At 73.0% G+C, this 16,436-nt stretch carries 16 protein-coding genes; 7 read left to right on the top strand and 9 right to left on the bottom strand.

Annotated elements, in window-relative coordinates; translation table 11 throughout:
* Positions 1 to 54 precede the first annotated feature (54 nt).
* Positions 55 to 567: a hypothetical protein gene (locus ACGFZP_RS30430; protein WP_392939176.1), complete on the top strand. Its 513-nt coding sequence runs from the start codon at positions 55 to 57 to the stop codon at positions 565 to 567.
* A gap of 139 nt (positions 568 to 706) precedes the next feature.
* Here the strand turns inward: ACGFZP_RS30430 and ACGFZP_RS30425 are convergent, their stop codons facing one another.
* A complete protein-coding gene (locus ACGFZP_RS30425; protein WP_392939174.1) occupies positions 707 to 2,290 on the bottom strand; it encodes an alpha/beta hydrolase in 1,584 nt (527 codons plus the stop codon).
* 219 nt (positions 2,291 to 2,509) lie between these two features.
* Entirely contained in the window at positions 2,510 to 3,736 is a 1,227-nt protein-coding gene (locus ACGFZP_RS30420) for a phosphotransferase (RefSeq protein ID WP_392939172.1), read from the bottom strand.
* 438 nt (positions 3,737 to 4,174) lie between these two features.
* Here ACGFZP_RS30420 and ACGFZP_RS30415 point away from each other — a divergent pair, with 438 nt between their 5' ends.
* Positions 4,175 to 5,008, top strand: coding sequence for a hypothetical protein (locus ACGFZP_RS30415; RefSeq protein WP_392939170.1), 834 nt, complete (start codon positions 4,175 to 4,177; stop codon positions 5,006 to 5,008).
* A gap of 86 nt (positions 5,009 to 5,094) precedes the next feature.
* On the opposite strand, the gene ACGFZP_RS30410 is transcribed toward ACGFZP_RS30415, so the two are convergent.
* The 7 genes from ACGFZP_RS30410 to ACGFZP_RS30380 all read right to left on the bottom strand — a co-directional run bounded on the left by ACGFZP_RS30410 (position 5,095) and on the right by ACGFZP_RS30380 (position 12,033).
* A complete protein-coding gene (locus ACGFZP_RS30410; RefSeq protein ID WP_392939168.1) occupies positions 5,095 to 5,385 on the bottom strand; it encodes a DUF1330 domain-containing protein in 291 nt (96 codons plus the stop codon).
* 276 nt (positions 5,386 to 5,661) lie between these two features.
* Positions 5,662 to 6,534 (bottom strand): PhzF family phenazine biosynthesis protein, encoded by an 873-nt coding sequence (locus ACGFZP_RS30405; protein WP_392939166.1) that lies wholly within the window; start codon positions 6,532 to 6,534, stop codon positions 5,662 to 5,664.
* Between the two features lie 238 nt (positions 6,535 to 6,772).
* Positions 6,773 to 7,801, bottom strand: a complete 1,029-nt coding sequence (locus tag ACGFZP_RS30400; protein WP_392939164.1) for an NAD(P)-binding domain-containing protein — start codon at positions 7,799 to 7,801, stop codon at positions 6,773 to 6,775.
* 133 nt (positions 7,802 to 7,934) lie between these two features.
* Positions 7,935 to 8,405, bottom strand: coding sequence for a DUF2000 domain-containing protein (locus ACGFZP_RS30395; RefSeq protein WP_392939162.1), 471 nt, complete (start codon positions 8,403 to 8,405; stop codon positions 7,935 to 7,937).
* Between the two features lie 51 nt (positions 8,406 to 8,456).
* On the bottom strand, positions 8,457 to 10,208 hold the full coding sequence (locus tag ACGFZP_RS30390; RefSeq protein WP_392939160.1) for a hypothetical protein: 1,752 nt from the start codon (positions 10,206 to 10,208) through the stop codon (positions 8,457 to 8,459).
* A gap of 56 nt (positions 10,209 to 10,264) precedes the next feature.
* Complete coding sequence (locus ACGFZP_RS30385) at positions 10,265 to 11,275, bottom strand: pyridoxal-phosphate dependent enzyme (protein ID WP_392939158.1); 1,011 nt, start codon at positions 11,273 to 11,275, stop codon at positions 10,265 to 10,267.
* Positions 11,276 to 11,364: 89 nt separating this feature from the next.
* The gene (locus ACGFZP_RS30380; RefSeq protein WP_387949275.1) at positions 11,365 to 12,033 is read right to left on the bottom strand and encodes a class I SAM-dependent methyltransferase; all 669 of its coding nucleotides are present in this window, start codon (positions 12,031 to 12,033) and stop codon (positions 11,365 to 11,367) included.
* Between the two features lie 112 nt (positions 12,034 to 12,145).
* Here ACGFZP_RS30380 and ACGFZP_RS30375 point away from each other — a divergent pair, with 112 nt between their 5' ends.
* The 5 genes from ACGFZP_RS30375 to ACGFZP_RS30355 all read left to right on the top strand — a co-directional run bounded on the left by ACGFZP_RS30375 (position 12,146) and on the right by ACGFZP_RS30355 (position 16,433).
* Positions 12,146 to 13,060 (top strand): AzlC family ABC transporter permease, encoded by a 915-nt coding sequence (locus ACGFZP_RS30375; protein ID WP_392939157.1) that lies wholly within the window; start codon positions 12,146 to 12,148, stop codon positions 13,058 to 13,060.
* Entirely contained in the window at positions 13,057 to 13,368 is a 312-nt protein-coding gene (locus ACGFZP_RS30370; protein WP_392939155.1) for an AzlD domain-containing protein, read from the top strand. The genes ACGFZP_RS30375 and ACGFZP_RS30370 overlap by 4 nt, the downstream gene beginning before the upstream one ends.
* Positions 13,369 to 13,807: 439 nt before the next feature.
* A complete protein-coding gene (locus ACGFZP_RS30365) occupies positions 13,808 to 14,986 on the top strand; it encodes a pyridoxal-phosphate-dependent aminotransferase family protein (protein ID WP_392939154.1) in 1,179 nt (392 codons plus the stop codon).
* Between the two features lie 52 nt (positions 14,987 to 15,038).
* The gene (gene dapA, locus ACGFZP_RS30360; RefSeq protein WP_392939152.1) at positions 15,039 to 15,938 is read left to right on the top strand and encodes a 4-hydroxy-tetrahydrodipicolinate synthase; all 900 of its coding nucleotides are present in this window, start codon (positions 15,039 to 15,041) and stop codon (positions 15,936 to 15,938) included.
* A gap of 54 nt (positions 15,939 to 15,992) precedes the next feature.
* Positions 15,993 to 16,433, top strand: a complete 441-nt coding sequence (locus ACGFZP_RS30355) for a cupin domain-containing protein (protein ID WP_392939150.1) — start codon at positions 15,993 to 15,995, stop codon at positions 16,431 to 16,433.
* Positions 16,434 to 16,436 lie beyond the last annotated feature (3 nt).

Below are 16,436 nucleotides of genomic sequence, written 5' to 3'. Positions count from 1 at the left end.
CGGGCAGGAACCGCTGTACCGGGATGAGCCGCCGAACCGACAAGGGGGCATGCGATGGACCTGGTACTGCACTGCCGGTGGCGTGACGACGCCGACGGCGAATGGGTCTTCGGCGTCGGCCGGGCACCGGACGGGTCCGGCTCCGGCTGGCAGTTCCTGGCCGGGGCGCCCGGCTGGTCCGAGACCCTGCCCTTCGAGGACACCGAGCAGGTCGGTGCGTTCGCCCGGGCGCTCCTGGAGCTCCCGCACGACGAACCCCCGCCCGAGCAACCCCCGCACGAAGACCTCCCGCCCGAGCAACTCCCGCGCGGACCGGAGCCCTTCGAGCAGGAGTGGCAGCTCGCCCGGACGGAGAACGGCCGGACCCACTTCGCCACCCTCGCCGTCGGCCTGGACCCGCTCGACGACCACCGCCCCTACCTCGCCTACCAGTCGTACTACGCGGCCAGCCGGGCGACCGCCCTCGGCCTGGAGCTGATCTACGAGGGCCTCCCCGTCGACCACCTCCGGGAGCAGGCCCGCACCCTCCTGACCACCCTCACCGGGCCGGACAGGGGCCAGAGCTGACGCCTCATCACGGTAAGCACCGTTGCAGTACTAGGGCCCGGCGGATCGTCCGGTGCCCCGGCGCAGGGCGGGTGCGGTCCCGTGGACCGCACCCGCCGTGGTCCGCCGTGGTCCGCCGTGGTCCGCCGTGGTCCGCCGTTCAGGACATCGGCACCGGTCGGAGCAGTGCCGGGCCGACCGGCAGCCGGCCGGGCGCCGGCGGCTGCGGCACCGCCGTCCGGGCGTCGACGGGGTCGGGCTCGCAGGTCAGGTCACGGGCGGGCAGCACCCCGGTGACCAGGAACCGGTTGGCCGCGGTGACGGCGCAGGACGGGGTGAACGGGTCGTAGGCGCCGTGGTTGCCGGTGTTGACGGTGACCAGCTGGGCCCGCTTGCCGAACGAGCCGCGCTGGCCGAGCGCGCCCGCGAGCGGGGTGGCCGGATCCCGGGCGGTCTGCAGGAGCAGGACGTTGCGCGGCCCGCGGTCGGTGATCCTCACCGGCGGCTCGACCGGGTCCGGCCAGAACGCGCAGGGCAGGATGTTGGTGCCCATCCCGGCCAGGAGCGGGTACCGGGCCCGGTCGGCCGTCACCTCCCGCTGGTAGTGGCCGATGTCGCGCGGCGCACGGGCGTCCCCGCAGGCCACCGCGAACAGCGAGGCCGTTCCGTTGTCCTCGGGTATCCCGGGTACCACCGGGAAGGCCAGCCACTCGGGGGCCGGGCCGCCCTGGTCGAGAAAGCGCCACCAGGCGGCGATCTCGGGGAAGTAGAACGTGTGGTACGAGTACCCGTGGTAGACCGCGCGGAACAGGTTGCCGTTGACCGGACCCGCCTGCGGGTGGGTGACGGGGGCGCGGTCGAGGCGGGCGGCCAGGGCGAGGAAGTTCGCCCGGACCTCCGCGGGGGTGGCGCCGAGGTGCAGCTCGGACTCCCGCTGGACCGCCCAGTTCGCGAAGTCCCCGAAGCGCAGCTCGGTCGCCTGGTCCCAGAGCGCGAACTGGCCGTGCCAGACGGTGTTCGGGTTCACGTTGGAGTCGAGGATGATCCGGTCGCTGCGGTCCGGGAAGAGCTCGGTGTACACGGCGCCCAGGTAACTGCCGTAGGAGGCCGCGTTGTAGGACAGCTTGCGTTCGCCGAGCGCGGCGCGGATCCGGTCCATGTCCCGCGCGGTGTTGGCGGTGGTGATGTGGCGCAGCACGTCGCCGCCGTGGGAGAGGCAGTCCCTGGCGAGGTCGCGGGCGAAGGTGACGTTCGCACCGATCGACCCGTCCGCGGCCGGGTAGGGCAGGACGCGCTCGTTGGGGAGGCTGGCCGCGGTCCGACCGCAGGTGACGGGCGTACTGTAGCCGACGCCGCGCGGGTCGAAGCTGACCAGGTCGTAGCGGTCCAGGACGTCCTGCGGGTAGTTGTGCACCCAGGAGCTCGGCAGGTTGAGGCTGAACCCGCCGGGGCCGCCGCCGTTGTGCAGCAGGATCCCGCGACGCACCCCGGGCTTGGCGGTGGCCAGCCGGGAGACGGCGATCTCGATGGTCGGACCGGACGGCACCCGGTAGTCCAGCGGCACGCGCAGCGTGGTGCAGCGCAGCCGCGGGTCGACGGGGCTTCCGTAGGGGTCGGGCGGGCACTCCCGCCAGGTCGGCGCGGGAGGCGGCGGTGCGGCCTGGGCCTGGGCCACCGAGGCGAGGGTGGCCGTGAGGGCCAACACCACCGTCCCGCAGAGGACTTTGAGTGATCGGCTCAACATGGCCTAGACCATAGGAAGAAGGTAAAGGAGGAGTCATCCTCCCTGGGGGGTGGGGTAAAGCCCGGTCGACTCATCCGCCGGGGGTACGGACCGTCAGATCTTCTAGGGGATGGCCGAGTTGTCGCCGGTCACCGGCTCGGTCAACCCGAACACCGAGGCCTGGCAGGGACGTTGCCCGGCCAGGCCTCGACGGCGGTCGGCCGGGAGCCGACCGGCGGTTCACCGGGCCAGCGCCGCGCGGATCTCGTTCACCGGGTCGCCCTCGTGGTACGGGCGCTCGCTGGTCTCGACGTGGTCCAGGAACTCCTGGTACCGCACGGCGTAGGACAGGTGGTAGAGCGGCTCCACCAGCTCCAGGGCGCGTTCCGGGTCCGAGCCGGGCGCGTGCCTGCGCCAGGCCTGCGCCCACACCTCGGCGATCTGCCCCCAGCGCTCCTCCGAGACGTACTGGCGCGGGCGCAGCCCGTCCAGGGCCGGGTGGCCGAAGCAGGAGTCGGCGTAGTCGACGACCACCGTGTTGCGGCCGTCGGAGCGCCAGTTGCCGGGGTGGAAGTCGCCGTGCACCAAGGTCTCGGGCAGGCCGCAGGCGGCGAGCTCCTCGACCAGCGCGGGCAGGCGGTCGGCGAGGGCCCTGGCGGCGGCGAGCTCCTCGGCGGTCAGCTCGGCGGTGGCCTCCGGCCGGTCGAGCAGGGTGCGCACCCGGCCGACCAGGGCGGCCGGGGTCCGGTCGGGCAGCCCGGCGGCCGCGGCCCTGCCGTCGGCGGCGAGCGCCGCCTGGGCGGCGACCAGCCGCGGCAGCACGTCGGCGACGGCCTCGGCGGACGGGCCCCAGCAGTCCTCGCCGGGGACGTGGTCGAGCAGCAGCCGGCCGCGCTCCGGGTCGGCGGCGAGGACCGACGGGACGAGGGTGGGGTCGACCGTGCGGAGCAGCGCGATGACCTCGGACTCGCGGGCGTTGAACGCCGGGTTGATCGCCTTCAGCCAGGCGTCGCCGCCCGGGGTGGTGAAGCGGAACAGCCCGGACAGGTTCCAGGTGCGGACCTGTTCGGCCCGGCCGGCCGCCGGACGGCCCGCCTGCCGCAGTGCCTGCTCCGCCCAGTCGAGTGCCTCGCGCAGTCCGGACGGCGTGGCCCAGCCGGCCCGCCGCTCGGCGGGGCCGAGCAGGGCGGCGGTCTCGGCCTGCGGCGGGCGCGGCTCCAGCGCGGTGGGCCGCTCCAACGCCTCGGCGTGGTAGACCACGTGCCCTCCGTGGCCGCCCCCGCCCTCCGCAACCTCGGCCAGCCGGACCACCACCACCGGGACCCCGACCAGTGCCGTGACCTGTTCCACCACCGGCGCGGCGGACGACCACCAGCCCCCGGCCACCTCGAAGGGGCCGAGCGGCCCCAGATAGTCACCGTCGTGGGTGAGATGGACGCTGACCATCCGTTCGTTAGCTCGTTGCATGCGGGCAGGGTCGCTCATCCCGCGCCGCCTGCGCGAATGGTTTTCTCCGACGGGGCCGACCCCGCCGGAGCGGCGGCCCACCGGGGAGAGCGACCGCGCTGGCGAACCCGGGCCCGGACTCGGACCCGGACCCGGGGGCCTGTGGGGGCGGTCACAGCGCGCCGCGTTGCACGGTGTCGGCGCATCGCACTAGGTTTCGACAGCCGTCGGCGCACACGTGCTGACCGCCGCTCAGTTCGGGTGGCGGCCGCCGCCCCGGATCCCCGGGGCCCGCGCACCGGCGGCAGGAATCACGGGGGAAAGGAAAAGCCATGCCGGGTGCCCGCTCTCAGGGGCCGACCGGGCGGTGAGGCGCGGCCCGTACCGCTGCCGCGGTACGCAGGGCCGCCGTGCGCCCCGACCCCGAACCATCACACCGGACACTTGAGGAACCGTCAGTTGTCTGCCACCAGAACCGCCATCGCCACCACCCTCGCCGCGCTCTGCTGCCTCGGCTCGCTCAGCGCCTGCGGGCCCGAGAACGGCGACGACAAGAACGCGGCGCCGCCCGCCACCGCCGCACCGGCCACGGGAGCCGCCGCGCCCACCACGGGAGCCGCCGCGCCGACCACGCCCGGCGGAGGCCAGGCCAAGCCGTCCTCCGGCGCCGCCGCACCCACCGGGGGCGGCGCGGCCAAGGGCATCCCGGCGGGTGCCTGGATCAACCCGCGCAGCATCCCGCTGGACTCCACCCACCACTGGGCCGCCCCGGCCGACCACGCCAAGCCGGCCGGCGGAGCGGTGGCCTTCAAGCTCCAGGAGCTGTGCCACTCCAAGCTGTCGAAGGACGTGGAGAGCCTCGGCACCGGCCAGGCCGCCGCGCAGGCCCTGATCGGCCCGGGCGGGGAGCAGTGGCAGGCGCAGCAGACCCTGCTGTACCAGGGCGACCCCCGCCCCAGCAGCGGCGTCGCCCAGAGCACCCACGCGGTGTTCACCGATCTCCGCGACGAGCTCAAGAACTGCGCGAAGACCGCTCCCGGCGCCACCGTGAACGTGACCAGCCCGGAGGACGGCATGTTCTTCGCGGCGACCGTGACCCTCCCGCAGTCCGGCGGCGGCACCGTCACCCTGCACGAGTACCTGACCGTCCCCGACGGCACCGTGAACGAGCTGTCGCTCTGGACGACCGCCAAGGCGGGCGCCCAGCCCAAGGTCCCGTGGGCCGGCCCGGCGGACGCCGAGGTCGCCAAGGCCATGGACTCGGCGCTCTGCAGCACGCTCAAGGACTGCTGACAGCAGCCGGAGCAGGCCGGACGCCGTCGGGGCACCCCACCCCGGCGGCGTCCGCCGCGTTCGGCCCGCGCCGGCCACCGAGGAACTTAGACGCCTTCGATGATGCGGAAGTCGCGCTCGACGCCGTCGGACAGGGCGAGCAGCGCCTGCTGGTAGGCCTCACTCGCGTGAGCTGCGACGGCCTGTTCGAAGTTGTCGAACTCGACCAGGACGACGCGCTCGGCGACGCCGTCGTCGTGGGCGACGACCCGCCCGTCGCGGGCGATCAGCCGTCCGCCTCCGGCCTCGATGGCCGGACGGGCCAGCTTGATGTAGGCAGCCATCTTCTCGGGGTCGGAAATGGTGCGGTAGGCGCTGACCCAGTAGCCCTTGGCCACGAGAACCTCCAGTATTCGGAAAGTGCGCGTCCGAGAATGCACGACGGAAGGTGCACGTCTGACGCCGGATTCACTCCTGCGAGCGAGCCACCCCGGCGGCAGATCACCGGGGTGGCTCAGGGAACCAGGCCGTCATCGACCTCCCAGGGCCGACGTGTGCTCTACTTCGTCTCGGCTGCCCCACACCTCCGGCAGCATCAACGAGGCCTGACACACACCGCATTCCCGCAGGTCGGACAGCCCGGTTCTGTTACCTCCTAAGCCCTGTCCGGCGCCCTACGGAATGGCCACCCCAGCACCCGACACCCGGACCCGGGTGTCCCCCTCCTGCAGCTCGACCCGCAGCAGACCGGGCCGGCCCAGGTCCTCCCCCTGGTGCAGGGTGAGCACCGCCGGCGCCACCACGGCGCCCTGCTCCCGCAGGTAGGCCCCGAAGGCGGCGGCCGCCGCCCCCGTCGCCGGGTCCTCCACCACCCCGCCGACCGGGAACGGGTCCCGGACGTGGAACACGTGCTCGCTCTCGCGCCAGACCAGCTGGAGCGTGACCAGGTCGCGCGCCGTCATATAGGCGGCGAGACCGTCGAAGTCGTAGGCGAGCCGGGCCAGCCGGTCGCGGGTGGCGGCGGCCAGGACGAGGTGGCGGGCGCCCGCGTAGGCGATCCGCGGCGGCAGCGCGGCGTCCAGCTCCTGCGGCGACCAGTCGAGCAGGGCCAGCACCTCCGCGATGTCCGCCTCGGCCACCTCCTCGACGTGCGGCTCGACGCTGGTGAGGGTGGCGCGCAGCACGCCGTCCGGGCCCTTGTCCACCTCGATCGGCACCTCGCCCGCGCGGGTGGCGAAGCGGAACCGGCCGGGGCCGAAGCGCTCGCCGAGCGCGACGGCGGAGGCCACCGTGGCGTGGCCGCAGAACGGAACCTCCGTCAGCGGGCTGAAGTACCGGACCGCGTAGGCGCCCTCGGCCGCCTCCGGTATCAGGAAGGCCGTCTCCGAGTAGCCGAGCTCGGCGGCGATGGCGAGCATCCGCTCGGCGGACAGCCCGGAGGCGTCCAGCACCACGCCCGCCGGGTTCCCGCCGGCGGGGTCGGTGGCGAACGCGGCGTAGCGCAGGATGTCGGGGGAGGCGGTCACGGATGCGTCGTCACTGGTCATGCCCGGTCGAACGCCGGCCGTCCGCCTGTTGTTCCCCTCCGCCCGAACACCCGTTGCAGCCCCACACGTCGCACGCCCCCCACGCAGTCCACACGCCCCGCAAGCCCTCCAGCCCCCCAGTCCCTCAAGCCCCCTCAGCCCGTCGGGGCGGACCCTGGCCGTGGCCGCCAACCGGCACCGGCACCGGCACCGGAAGCAGCCAGGATCCCCGGACCCGCCCCGACCCGCGGAGCCGGCGTCAGCCCGAGAACCCCGGGACCACCACGACCCCCTCCGCCCCCACCGACTGGTCCAGCACCAGCCGCGCGACCGCGATGTCCAGCGAGCCGAGCCCGAACGGCGAGTAGACCGCCAACCGCTCCCGGTCGGGCTTCACCCGGCCCTGGAGGTAGTCGCCGACGTTGCGGACCTCCTCGCGCGGCACCAGGCCGCCGGCCACCGCCAGCGCCAGCGAGGTCCGCTCGCGCAGCGCGTGCCCGACCTCGTCCACCACGTGCACGGCCCCGGCCATCGCGTCGGCGGTGAGGTCGCGCAGCGACATGTGGAGCACCACCGCACCCGGCTTGAACCAGGACGCGTCCGCCAGGTGCGGCAGCACCGCCGTGGTGGCGAGCAGCACCAGGTCGGCGTCCGCGACCGCCTCCCGGGTGGATTCGGCCGCCACCGCGCGGGCGGTGTGTCCGGCAATCCGCTCCGCGAAGCCCTCGGCCCTGGCCGGGTCGAGGTCGTGGACGGCGACCGAGTCGAACTCCCAGCCGTCGGCGGCCATGGTGCGGACCGTCGTCTCGGCGATGAAGCCCGTCCCGATCACGGCGAGCCGGCCGACCCGCCGCTCGCCGCCGTAGAGCGCCTGGGCGCCGACCGCCGCCGAGAGGGCCGTCCGGTGGGCGCTGATCAGGGCGCCCTCGATGACCGCGGTCGGAAAACCGGTGAGCAGGTCGTTGAGGACGATCAGGGCCGACGCCCGGGGCAGGCCGAGGTCGAGGTTCCCGGGGAAGCTGGAGATCCACTTGATGCCCATGGCCGAGCTCTCGCCGGGCACGTACGCGGGCAGGGCGATGATCCGCTCGCGGTGGGCCGGGTCGGGGTCGGGCCGCAGGAAGAGGCTGTCGGGGTTGACCAGCCGCCCCTCCGCGGCCTCGATGTAGACGTGTTCGACCACGGCCTTGGACTGCGGGAGCAGCCGGTCGAGCGCGGCCGCCACGACGGCCTGGGGTATCACGGTGAGCTGGTACGGGGAGGCCGTGCGGTCGGGCGTCGCGGTCACGTTGGGCTCCTTCAACTCAGCAGGAAAGCAGCAGGTAGGCAGCGGGTAGGCAGCGGGTAGGCAGCGGGATTTCAGCACGTAGGCAAGAGAACGGCGAACAGGACGTCCGGAAGGCCCCGGTACGGGCCCGCCCTCAGCGCAGCAGCGAGAACTTCCTGGTCAGCGGGTCGACCTGCTCCCGCGGACCGAACAGCGCGACGCCGTAGTAGTCGAGGGCCTCCTCCGCGGTGGACTTCATCCGGTCCAGCTGGTCGGCGTAGTCCCCGCCGGCCATCTCGCCGGTGAAGTCGGTGCAGAGCAGCCCCGCGGCGTGCGCCTCCTCGCGCAGCCGGCGCAGCCAGGCGGGCCGGCCCTCCAGGACGACCAGCGAGAGCCCGGAGATCGGCGTGTGCTGTCCGCCGTCCCCGTCGGTGAAGGTCAGGAAGGACATGTCGGCGACCAGCTCGGGCCGCTCGGCGGCGGCCTTGGCGACCAGGCCGAGGCACAGGTGGGAGGCGGCGTTGGTGGCGACGCCCGGCGCCAGCTTGGCCTTGAGGGCGACGACGAACTTGTGGTCGGTGGCGACGGCGTCGGGCTCGACCACACCGCTCGGCAGCTCGGTCATGGTGGCACCTTTCTCAGGGGGTTGACGATGGATCGGTCGGAACGGGAGGGGTCAGCGGTCGGGCGGGAAGCGGTGGAAGCTCTCCACGCTCACCGGGTTGATGCGGTAGCCGGGCCGCCCCTGGATGACGGTGTCCGGGTCGAGGGTGAACTCGGTGGCCGCGCCGAAGCGTTCCTGTGCGGCTCCGCGGAAGCGGCGCACGCTCTGGGCGAGCGCGGCCGTGGTCCGCCCGGTGCGGCTGGACAGTTCGGCGGCGGACAGCAACGGCACCTCCCGCCCCTCGGCGACGGACCCGGCGAACTCCTCGCCGAGCACCTGCAGGATATCGACCAGCGGCTCCGGGGTCTGCTCGTACACGGTGATCCCCTCGATGGACAACAGCCTTCCGTAGAGGGCCACTTCCACCTGGACGGAGTTCTCCCGGCGGCGGGCCGCCCGCTCGGCCACCAGGGCCGGCACGGTGTGCAGCTCCCGCAGGCCCGCGTAGTGGGCGAGCAGTCGCTGGGCGCCCTCGGAGCTGGTGTCGGGGGTCTCGCCGTTGAGCTGGAGGTAGGTGACGGCGGTGCGCAGCAGCTCGGGGATCTCCGGTCGCAGCTCCCGGGTGTAGCGGCTGATCCACTCCACCGTGGCGGTGGTGCCGTGGAGTTCGGCGTGGATGATGGCGGCGTCGAGCAGCGCGATGTCGGCCTGCTTGGTGAGGCCGGCCCGGGTGAGCCGGTCGTGCAGGTCGACGGCGGTGTCGATCAGGGTGGGCGAGGTGGGCCGCACCCGGCCGGAGCGCAGCATCCGGTGCCAGCGGGCGTAGCCGGTGAGTTGGGCGCCCCAGCGGCCGGGCGCGCCGGCCAGCCGGTCGGCGAGGTGCTGGAAGATGTGCGGGTACGGGGAGTCGGGGAAGCTGGTCCAGCCGAAGGAGAAGAGGTCCAGGGCCGCCTCGAAGTCCCGCTGGGAGCGGTAGCGGGCGGCGGAGAGCAGCAGTTCGCTGACCCTCGCGTATCGGCGCAGTATCGCCCGGTCGGCCTCGGTGAGGGCGGTGGGCTGCAGGGTGACGGATTCGACGAAGGTGCTGTAGTCGCCGCTCTGGACGTCGCCGAGCTGGAACACCGGCGGGCCGTCCCCGGTGACGGGGTAGTCGGCGAGCACCTCTTCGACGTATCGGCCCTGCTCCTGGAACACCCCTGCCGCGTCGGCCTCGTGACCCTGCATCAGGTGGACGATGACCAGGTCGGTGAAGAGCCAGGCCGCGTCGGCGTGGTAGAGGTACGCGCGGTAGCGGGCGAGCGAGTCGTCGAACAGGGGCGCGGCGAGGTCGGCCCGGCCGTCCGCCGCCGTCTCCAGCCCCCGTCTCCAGCGGGTGAAGGAGGTGGTGGCGAACGGCTCGGCGCCGTCCGTGAAGCCGAGCTCGGCCGCGAGTCGGGCGAGCGCGGCCGGGAAGACCGAGGAGGGGAAGGCGGGCCACCCCTGGCTGAGGTGGTCCGCCAGCTCGACGAGCGTACGGGGGCAGCGCTCGTCCACCGCCCGGTCCAACAGGACGATCATCTCGGTGAACCGCGGGATGATCCGCCCGGTGTACAGGAACGACCCCTCCTCGTAGCTGCGGGCCACCGCGACCAGCCCGGCGGCGTCCGATGCACCGCCGTCGAGCCGGGCGCAGAGTGCGGCCAGCAGCAGGGTTCGCGCCACGGCGTGTTCGCCGGACTGGAGGAGCTGTGCGCCGGTCATACGGCGCATCCCCTCCGGGTCCGGGCGCGGTCCACCGTCGACGTAGCTCTCCAGCGCTCGTTGGATATCGGGCAGTTCGGGCATTCGTGCTTCCTCATCGGCTGGTCCGGTGTCCTCCACGGGGAGGTCACAGACCATGTCTACCGCACGGTGGCGGCCGTTCGTGTCCGGTGGACGCCCGGCAGGTCGGCCGGTTGACCGATGGATTCGAGCCACTCGTCGTTGTAGATGGTGCTCTGGTACTTCTCCCCGCCGTCCGCGCAGACGCACAGCGGTTCGGCCGTCTCCGGGTGGTCCGCCAGGTAGCGCACGCAGGCGGCGAGCACCGCTCCGGACGAGCCGCCGAGGTGGATGCCGGACTCCTGCAGGACGAGCCGGCAGTAGTAGGCGGCCTCGGCGATGCTCGCGTACGCGACCTGGTCGATCATGTCCGGCTCCAGGAACGAGGACCGGCGGCTGGCGCCGATCCCGGACAGGTGCCGGGTGCCGGGCGGTCCACCGACCGCGACCGAGCCGTTGATGTCCACGGCCACCAGGCGGGTGCGCGGACTGTGCTCCCGGAAGTGCTGCGCGAGCCCGGCGAAGGTGCCGCCGGTGGAGATCGCCGCGAACAGCGCGTCGGGCGGCTCGGGCAGTTGCCCGAGGATCTCGGGGCCGGTCATGGTGCGGTGGATCTCCGGGTTGCGCGGGTTCTCGTACTGGTTGGCCCACACGTACCGGTCGTCGGTGGCGACCAGTTCGCGGACGGCCGCCAGCCGGGAGAGCAGGTAGCCGCCCGCCGGGTCGGGCCGGTCGACCGTGATGACGGTCGCGCCCAACTCGGCGAGCCGTTGGCGGCACTCGGCCGTGATCATCGGATCGACCACGGCCGAGAACCCCACGCCCAGGTAGCGGGCCATGCTCGCGAGCGCCACCCCGAGGTTGCCGGAGGTGGACTCCAGCAGCTCCACCCCCGGGCGCAGCAGCCCGTCCTCGGCGAGGCCGCGCACCAGGCCGTACGCGGTGCGCCCCTTGACCGAGCCGGTCAGGTTCTGCCCCTCCAGCTTGAGGTGGATCCTGCGGGGCCGGCCGAGGACGTCGATGGTGACCGTCCGGATCGGTGTGAGGCCCAGCAGGGTCTCGAAGCGTTCGAGGTGTTGCCGGAAGAACATGGCGGGTGTGCTCCCATCGCGTTCCATCACCAGGTTCCGCGTTCCATCAGCGGGTTCCGCGTTTCATCAGCAGGTCCGCGGGGGGCCGGTCAGTCGCGCGGGGTGGCGTAGACGACCCAGTTGTCGTGCGTGTGCGGGTAGGGGCGGAAGTCGCCGTGCGGCGGGTCGTCCCAGGAGATCCGGTCGAGGTCGATGATCTCCCACTTCTCGAAGAGCCCGCGGATGTCCTCCTCCTCGTAGTAGCGGAAGAGGGTGTCCTTGTAGGCGAAGGTGTGCCGGGCTATCTCCTCGCCCTCGCCGTAGGTGCCGTCCTGGGTGGTGAAGGCGTTGGTGACGAAGAGCCCGCCCGGGGTGACGATGCGGCGGGCCTCGGTGACGAGGTCGGTCGGGTCCTGGACCTGGCCGAACACGTCGAAGCAGGTGACGGCGTCGACGGAGCCGTCGATCAGCGGGAGCCCGGTGGCGTCGGCGCGCAGCAGGAAGGAACGCTGCTTGATGACGCGCCGGGCGTGGGCGAGGCCGGTCGGGGCGATGTCGACGCCGAGGGCGGTGAACCCGGCGTCGGCGAGGGCGGCGAGGTTGCGACCGTCCCCGCAGCCGAGGTCGACCACCGTCTTGACCTCTCGCGCCTTGAGGGCGGCGACCGCGGCCGGGATGACCGGGATCGGATCCTCCTGCCAGAGGGGGCCTTCGCTCTGCTCCTGGTAGGCCTTCTCCCAGCCGTACTGGAGCTCGCCGTAGGTCACTGAAGTTGTCATCTTGACTCCTTGAGTTGACATCTGTGTAGCATCTTATGCACTCGACTTGACATGTAAACCTCCGTCTCAACATCTGAGCCGGAGCAGCCGAGCGCGGAAACGGGGTACGGCCATGGCGACGGGGACCGAACAGCACAACGACACTGGTCCGGCCCGGGACAGACCGGCGATCCTGCGGGCCGCCGCCGGAATCGCGCTGGCGGTCGGCGCGTACGGACTCTCCTACGGAGCGCTCGCCGTGGCGGCGGGCCTGACGGTCTGGCAGGCCCAGGCGCTCTCACTACTGCTGTACGGCGGCTCCTCCCAGCTGGCGCTGGTCGGGGTGCTCGCCTCGGGCGGCACGGGCGCCTCGGCGACCGCGACCGCCGCACTGCTGGGCGTCCGGAACCTGTTCTACGGGGTCGGCCTGGCCCGGCAGTTGCGCCCCAGCCGCAGCGAACTGCTGCCGATGGCACACCTGTTGAGCGACGAGAGCGCGGCGATGGCGGCCGGACAGCCGGAGCGCGGCCGGGCCCGACTGGCCTACTGGGCCACCGGGGGCGCGGTGTTCGCCTGCTGGAACCTCGCCACGCTGATCGGCGCGCTGGCCGGATCACTGCTGGACGATCCGAAGACGCTGGGCCTGGACGCGGCGTCCTCGGCCGCATTCCTGGCCCTGGTCGCACCGCGGCTGCGGACCGCGGCGGACCGCACGCTGTTCCTCACCGCCGGTGCGGTCGCGGTCGGCTGCTCACTGGTCGCGGGATCCGGCCTGCCCGTCGTGGTGGCCGGCCTGACCTCGTTCGGCGCCCTGCTCATCCGCACCGCTCCTCCGTCCGCACCCGAACCCGAAGCCCAACCCTCTGCCCGACCCTCGCCGGACACCGACTCCGACGAGCGGACCGACCGCGGCGACGAGCACCGCTCCGGCCCCACCCACACACCCGGCGCACGCACGGCCGGTCCTGCCCACACACCCGGCGCCCACACGCCCGACCCCGCCCGCACACCCGACCCCGTGCCCGAAGGCCGAGGAGAACACCGATGAGCTGGATCTGGATCGCCGTCGCCGCCGGGGCCTGCCTGGTCCTGAAAGTCACCGGCCTGCTCGTGCCGGCCCGCGTCCTGGAGAACCCGGCGGTGGCCAGGGTCTCGCAGGCGATGCCGATCGCCCTGCTGGCGGCGCTGATCGCGGTGCAGACCTTCGTCAGCGGCCACCGGGTCGACCTGGACGCCCGGGTCGCGGGACTCCTGGCGGCCGGGGTCGCCCTGCGTCTGCGCGCCCCCTTCCTGGTCGTCGTCCTCTCCGCGGCCTCCACCACGGCGGCCCTGCGCTGGTTCGACCTGGCCGGATGACCGGGTGCCGGGCCCCTCCGGCGGCTCCATCGTGAGTCAGGTGCTGACGCCATGTCAATCATGCCTGGATGTCCGGCATATGAGACACGGGCGAGGGGGTCTGGCGCCCGCCGCACCCGGCGACGCAAGATGCGAAAGGGACTCCGGTCCCCCTGTGCGGCGCTTGTCCCGAGTGCCGACCGGCCCGGCCGAACGGCCGGAACACGACCCTCCCACCCGCCGCCGCCGATGGGATCCGGTCTGCCCGAAAACGCCCGCACCCCGTGATTCCGGGTAATCCCCGAATATCCGGAGGGCCTTGCGCCCGGGGCCGTTCGGCAGACATTCTGAAAACGGCGGCGAGAGTAATTCCCCAGCCGGTGAACCGGGCTGGGCCGAACCGAACCGAGCTCGTCCGCACTGATCCGCACCATCCGGAAGAAATCGACCGGGAGCAGCCGTGCGCGAAATCGACATGTTCACCCCTGGGCCGGCGCGAATCCCGATCGGCGTTCGCCTGGCCTCCGTCTCCACCGTCCTGCACCACCGCTCGCCGGAGTTCCGCGAACTCTACGGGCGCATCCACGAGGGCCTGCGGGGTCTCTTCCGCACCTCCGGCGAGGTACTGATGCTGCCCTCCTCGGGCAGCGGCGCCCTGGAGGCGGTGGTGGTCAACACCGTCTCCCCCGGCGACCGGGTGCTGGTCCTGGCGGCCGGCAAGTACGGGCGCCGCTGGGCCGAGCTGTGCCGGACCCACCAGGCCGAGGTCCGGCTGCACGAGGTGCCCGACGGCGCGACCTTCGACCCGGAGGCCGTCCGCCGCGAACTGGCCGCCCACCGGCCGCGGCACCTCTTCTTCACCCACTGCGAGACCTCCACCGGTGTCGCCCACGACGTGGCCGGGCTCGCCGAGCTCGGCCGCCGGGCCGGGGCGACGGTCGTGGTCGACTCGATGACCACCATCGGCGTGGAGCCGTTCCTCCAGGACGCCTGGGGGGTCGACTTCGCGGTGACGGCCTCGCACAAGGGCCTGATGAGTCCGCCGGGTGCGGCCTTCGTCTCGGTCGGCAAGCAGGCCTGGCACCGGGTGCGGCCCACCCTGGGCTACTCGTACTGGAACTTCCGGCACCTGCGGGAGAGCGCGCTCGACCGCACGGTGCCCAACACCCCGCCGGTCGCGGCACTGCTCGCGGTCGCCGCCGGCCTCGACCTGATCGAGGCCGAGGGGCTGGAGAACGTCTGGGAGCGGCACGCCCGGTGCGCCGCGGTCTGCCGGACCGGGCTCGCCGCACTCGGCCTCGAACCCTTCCCCCGGGCCCCGCAGGCGGCCGCGCTCTCGGTGGCCCTGCTGCCCGAGGACCGGCGGGCCGAGCGACTGGTCGAGCAGCTGCCGGAGCGCTTCGGCCTGCGGATCGCGGCCGGTCAGGGCGGGCTCAAGGGCCGCATCCTGCGGGTCGGCCACATCGGCGCCGTCGCCCCGCTGGACCTGCTGCCGGTCCTCACCGCCCTCGAACTCCTGATGCTGGAACGCGGACTCGCCGAGGAGCCCGGCCGCGCGGCCGCCGCGATGGCCGCGGAGCTCTGGCAGCGGACGGCCCCCGCCGGCGCCGACCGCCGGGCCGTCGCCACCGCCCGCTGACCCTCCGCCCCTCCCCTCTCCCCTTCACTCCCCTCACCCCTGGAGCAGTCGCATGCTGAGCGAGAGCACGCGCCGTTTCACCGGCGCGTTCACCACCCTGCTGACCCCCTTCACCTCCGACGGCGAGCTGGACGAGCCGACCCTGCGCAGGCTGGTCGACTTCCAGATCGACAACGGCGTCACCCGGCTCGCCCCGAACGGCGTGACCGGCGAGGCCGCCGCGCTCACCGACCGCGAGAAGGTCCGGATCACCGAGATCGTGGTCGAGCAGTCCGCCGGCCGGGCCCTGGTCGTCCCCGACATGGGCACCGAGAGCCTGGCCCGAACGCTGGAGCTGGCCAAGGAGGCCGAGCGGATCGGCGCCGACGCGGTGCTGGCCTTCACCCCCTACCTCGACCCGCCCACCGAGCGCGGCCTGGTCGCCTACTACGGGATCGTCGCCGACGCCCTCTCCGTGCCGCTGCTGATGCACAACCTGCCCGGCCGCACCACCGTCGACATCGCCCCCGAGTCGGTCAGCGAGCTGGCCCGGCACCCCAACATCGTCGGCATCAAGGAGGGCAACCAGGACCTCGTCCGGTTGCGCCGGGTGCTGCACCTCGTCCGGGACGCCGACTTCGCCGTGCTGTCCGGCAACGACTTCACCGCGCTGCCCACGCTGCTGCTCGGCGGCCACGGCCATGTCTCGGTGGCCGCGAACGTGATGCCCCGGCAGAGCCGGTCGATCGTGGAGGCGGCGCTCGCCGGCGATTTCCTGACCGCCCGCGACCTCTACCTGAAGTTCGCCGAGTTCTACCGCGCCGTCTATTTCGCGACGAATCCGATCGCCCTGAAGAAGGCGTTCTCGATCGCCCATTTCGAGGTCGGCGACCCGCGTATTCCGCTGACCCCGCTACCGGCCGACCGGATTCCCGAACTGGAGTCGATCATGAAGGACTGCGAGCTGCTCTGATCCACCGCCCCGACCGGTGGTCCCGAACAATTCACCAGGGAAAGGAACCAGCCGATGGAACCGATGATCGACGTGGCCGCGATCACCGAAGCCGTCTACGGCGGAGACGTGGTGCGCTCGCTGCTGTTCGCGGCGGCGGAGCAGCCCGAGAACCGGGTGGTGCGGGTCGCGATGGCCAGCGCCGAGCCCGGCAAGGGCGGTCAGCTGCACCACCACCCGGAGACCGACGAGATCTACTTCATCATCGCGGGCCGGGCCCGACTCCACCTCAACGGCGAGCAGTTCGACCTCGTCCCGGACAACTGCGTCCGGATCCCGCGCGGTTCCACCCACCGGATCGCCTCGGTGGGCACCGAGCGGCTGCGCTACCTCGCCTTCCACGTCGGCGCGGCGGACAACGACCGCCCGGTCGCCCACGTCCAGGCCCCCGGCACCGCGGCCGCCGGGTCGGCCGACCGGGAACCCGCCGACGCCGCGGCCCCGAAGGCCCGGTAGCGC

Source organism: Kitasatospora sp. NPDC048239, from assembly GCF_043202015.1.
Classification (GTDB): domain Bacteria; phylum Actinomycetota; class Actinomycetes; order Streptomycetales; family Streptomycetaceae; genus Kitasatospora.
Note: the sequence above shows the minus strand (reverse complement) of the source record. Positions and strands in the feature narration are given on the sequence as shown.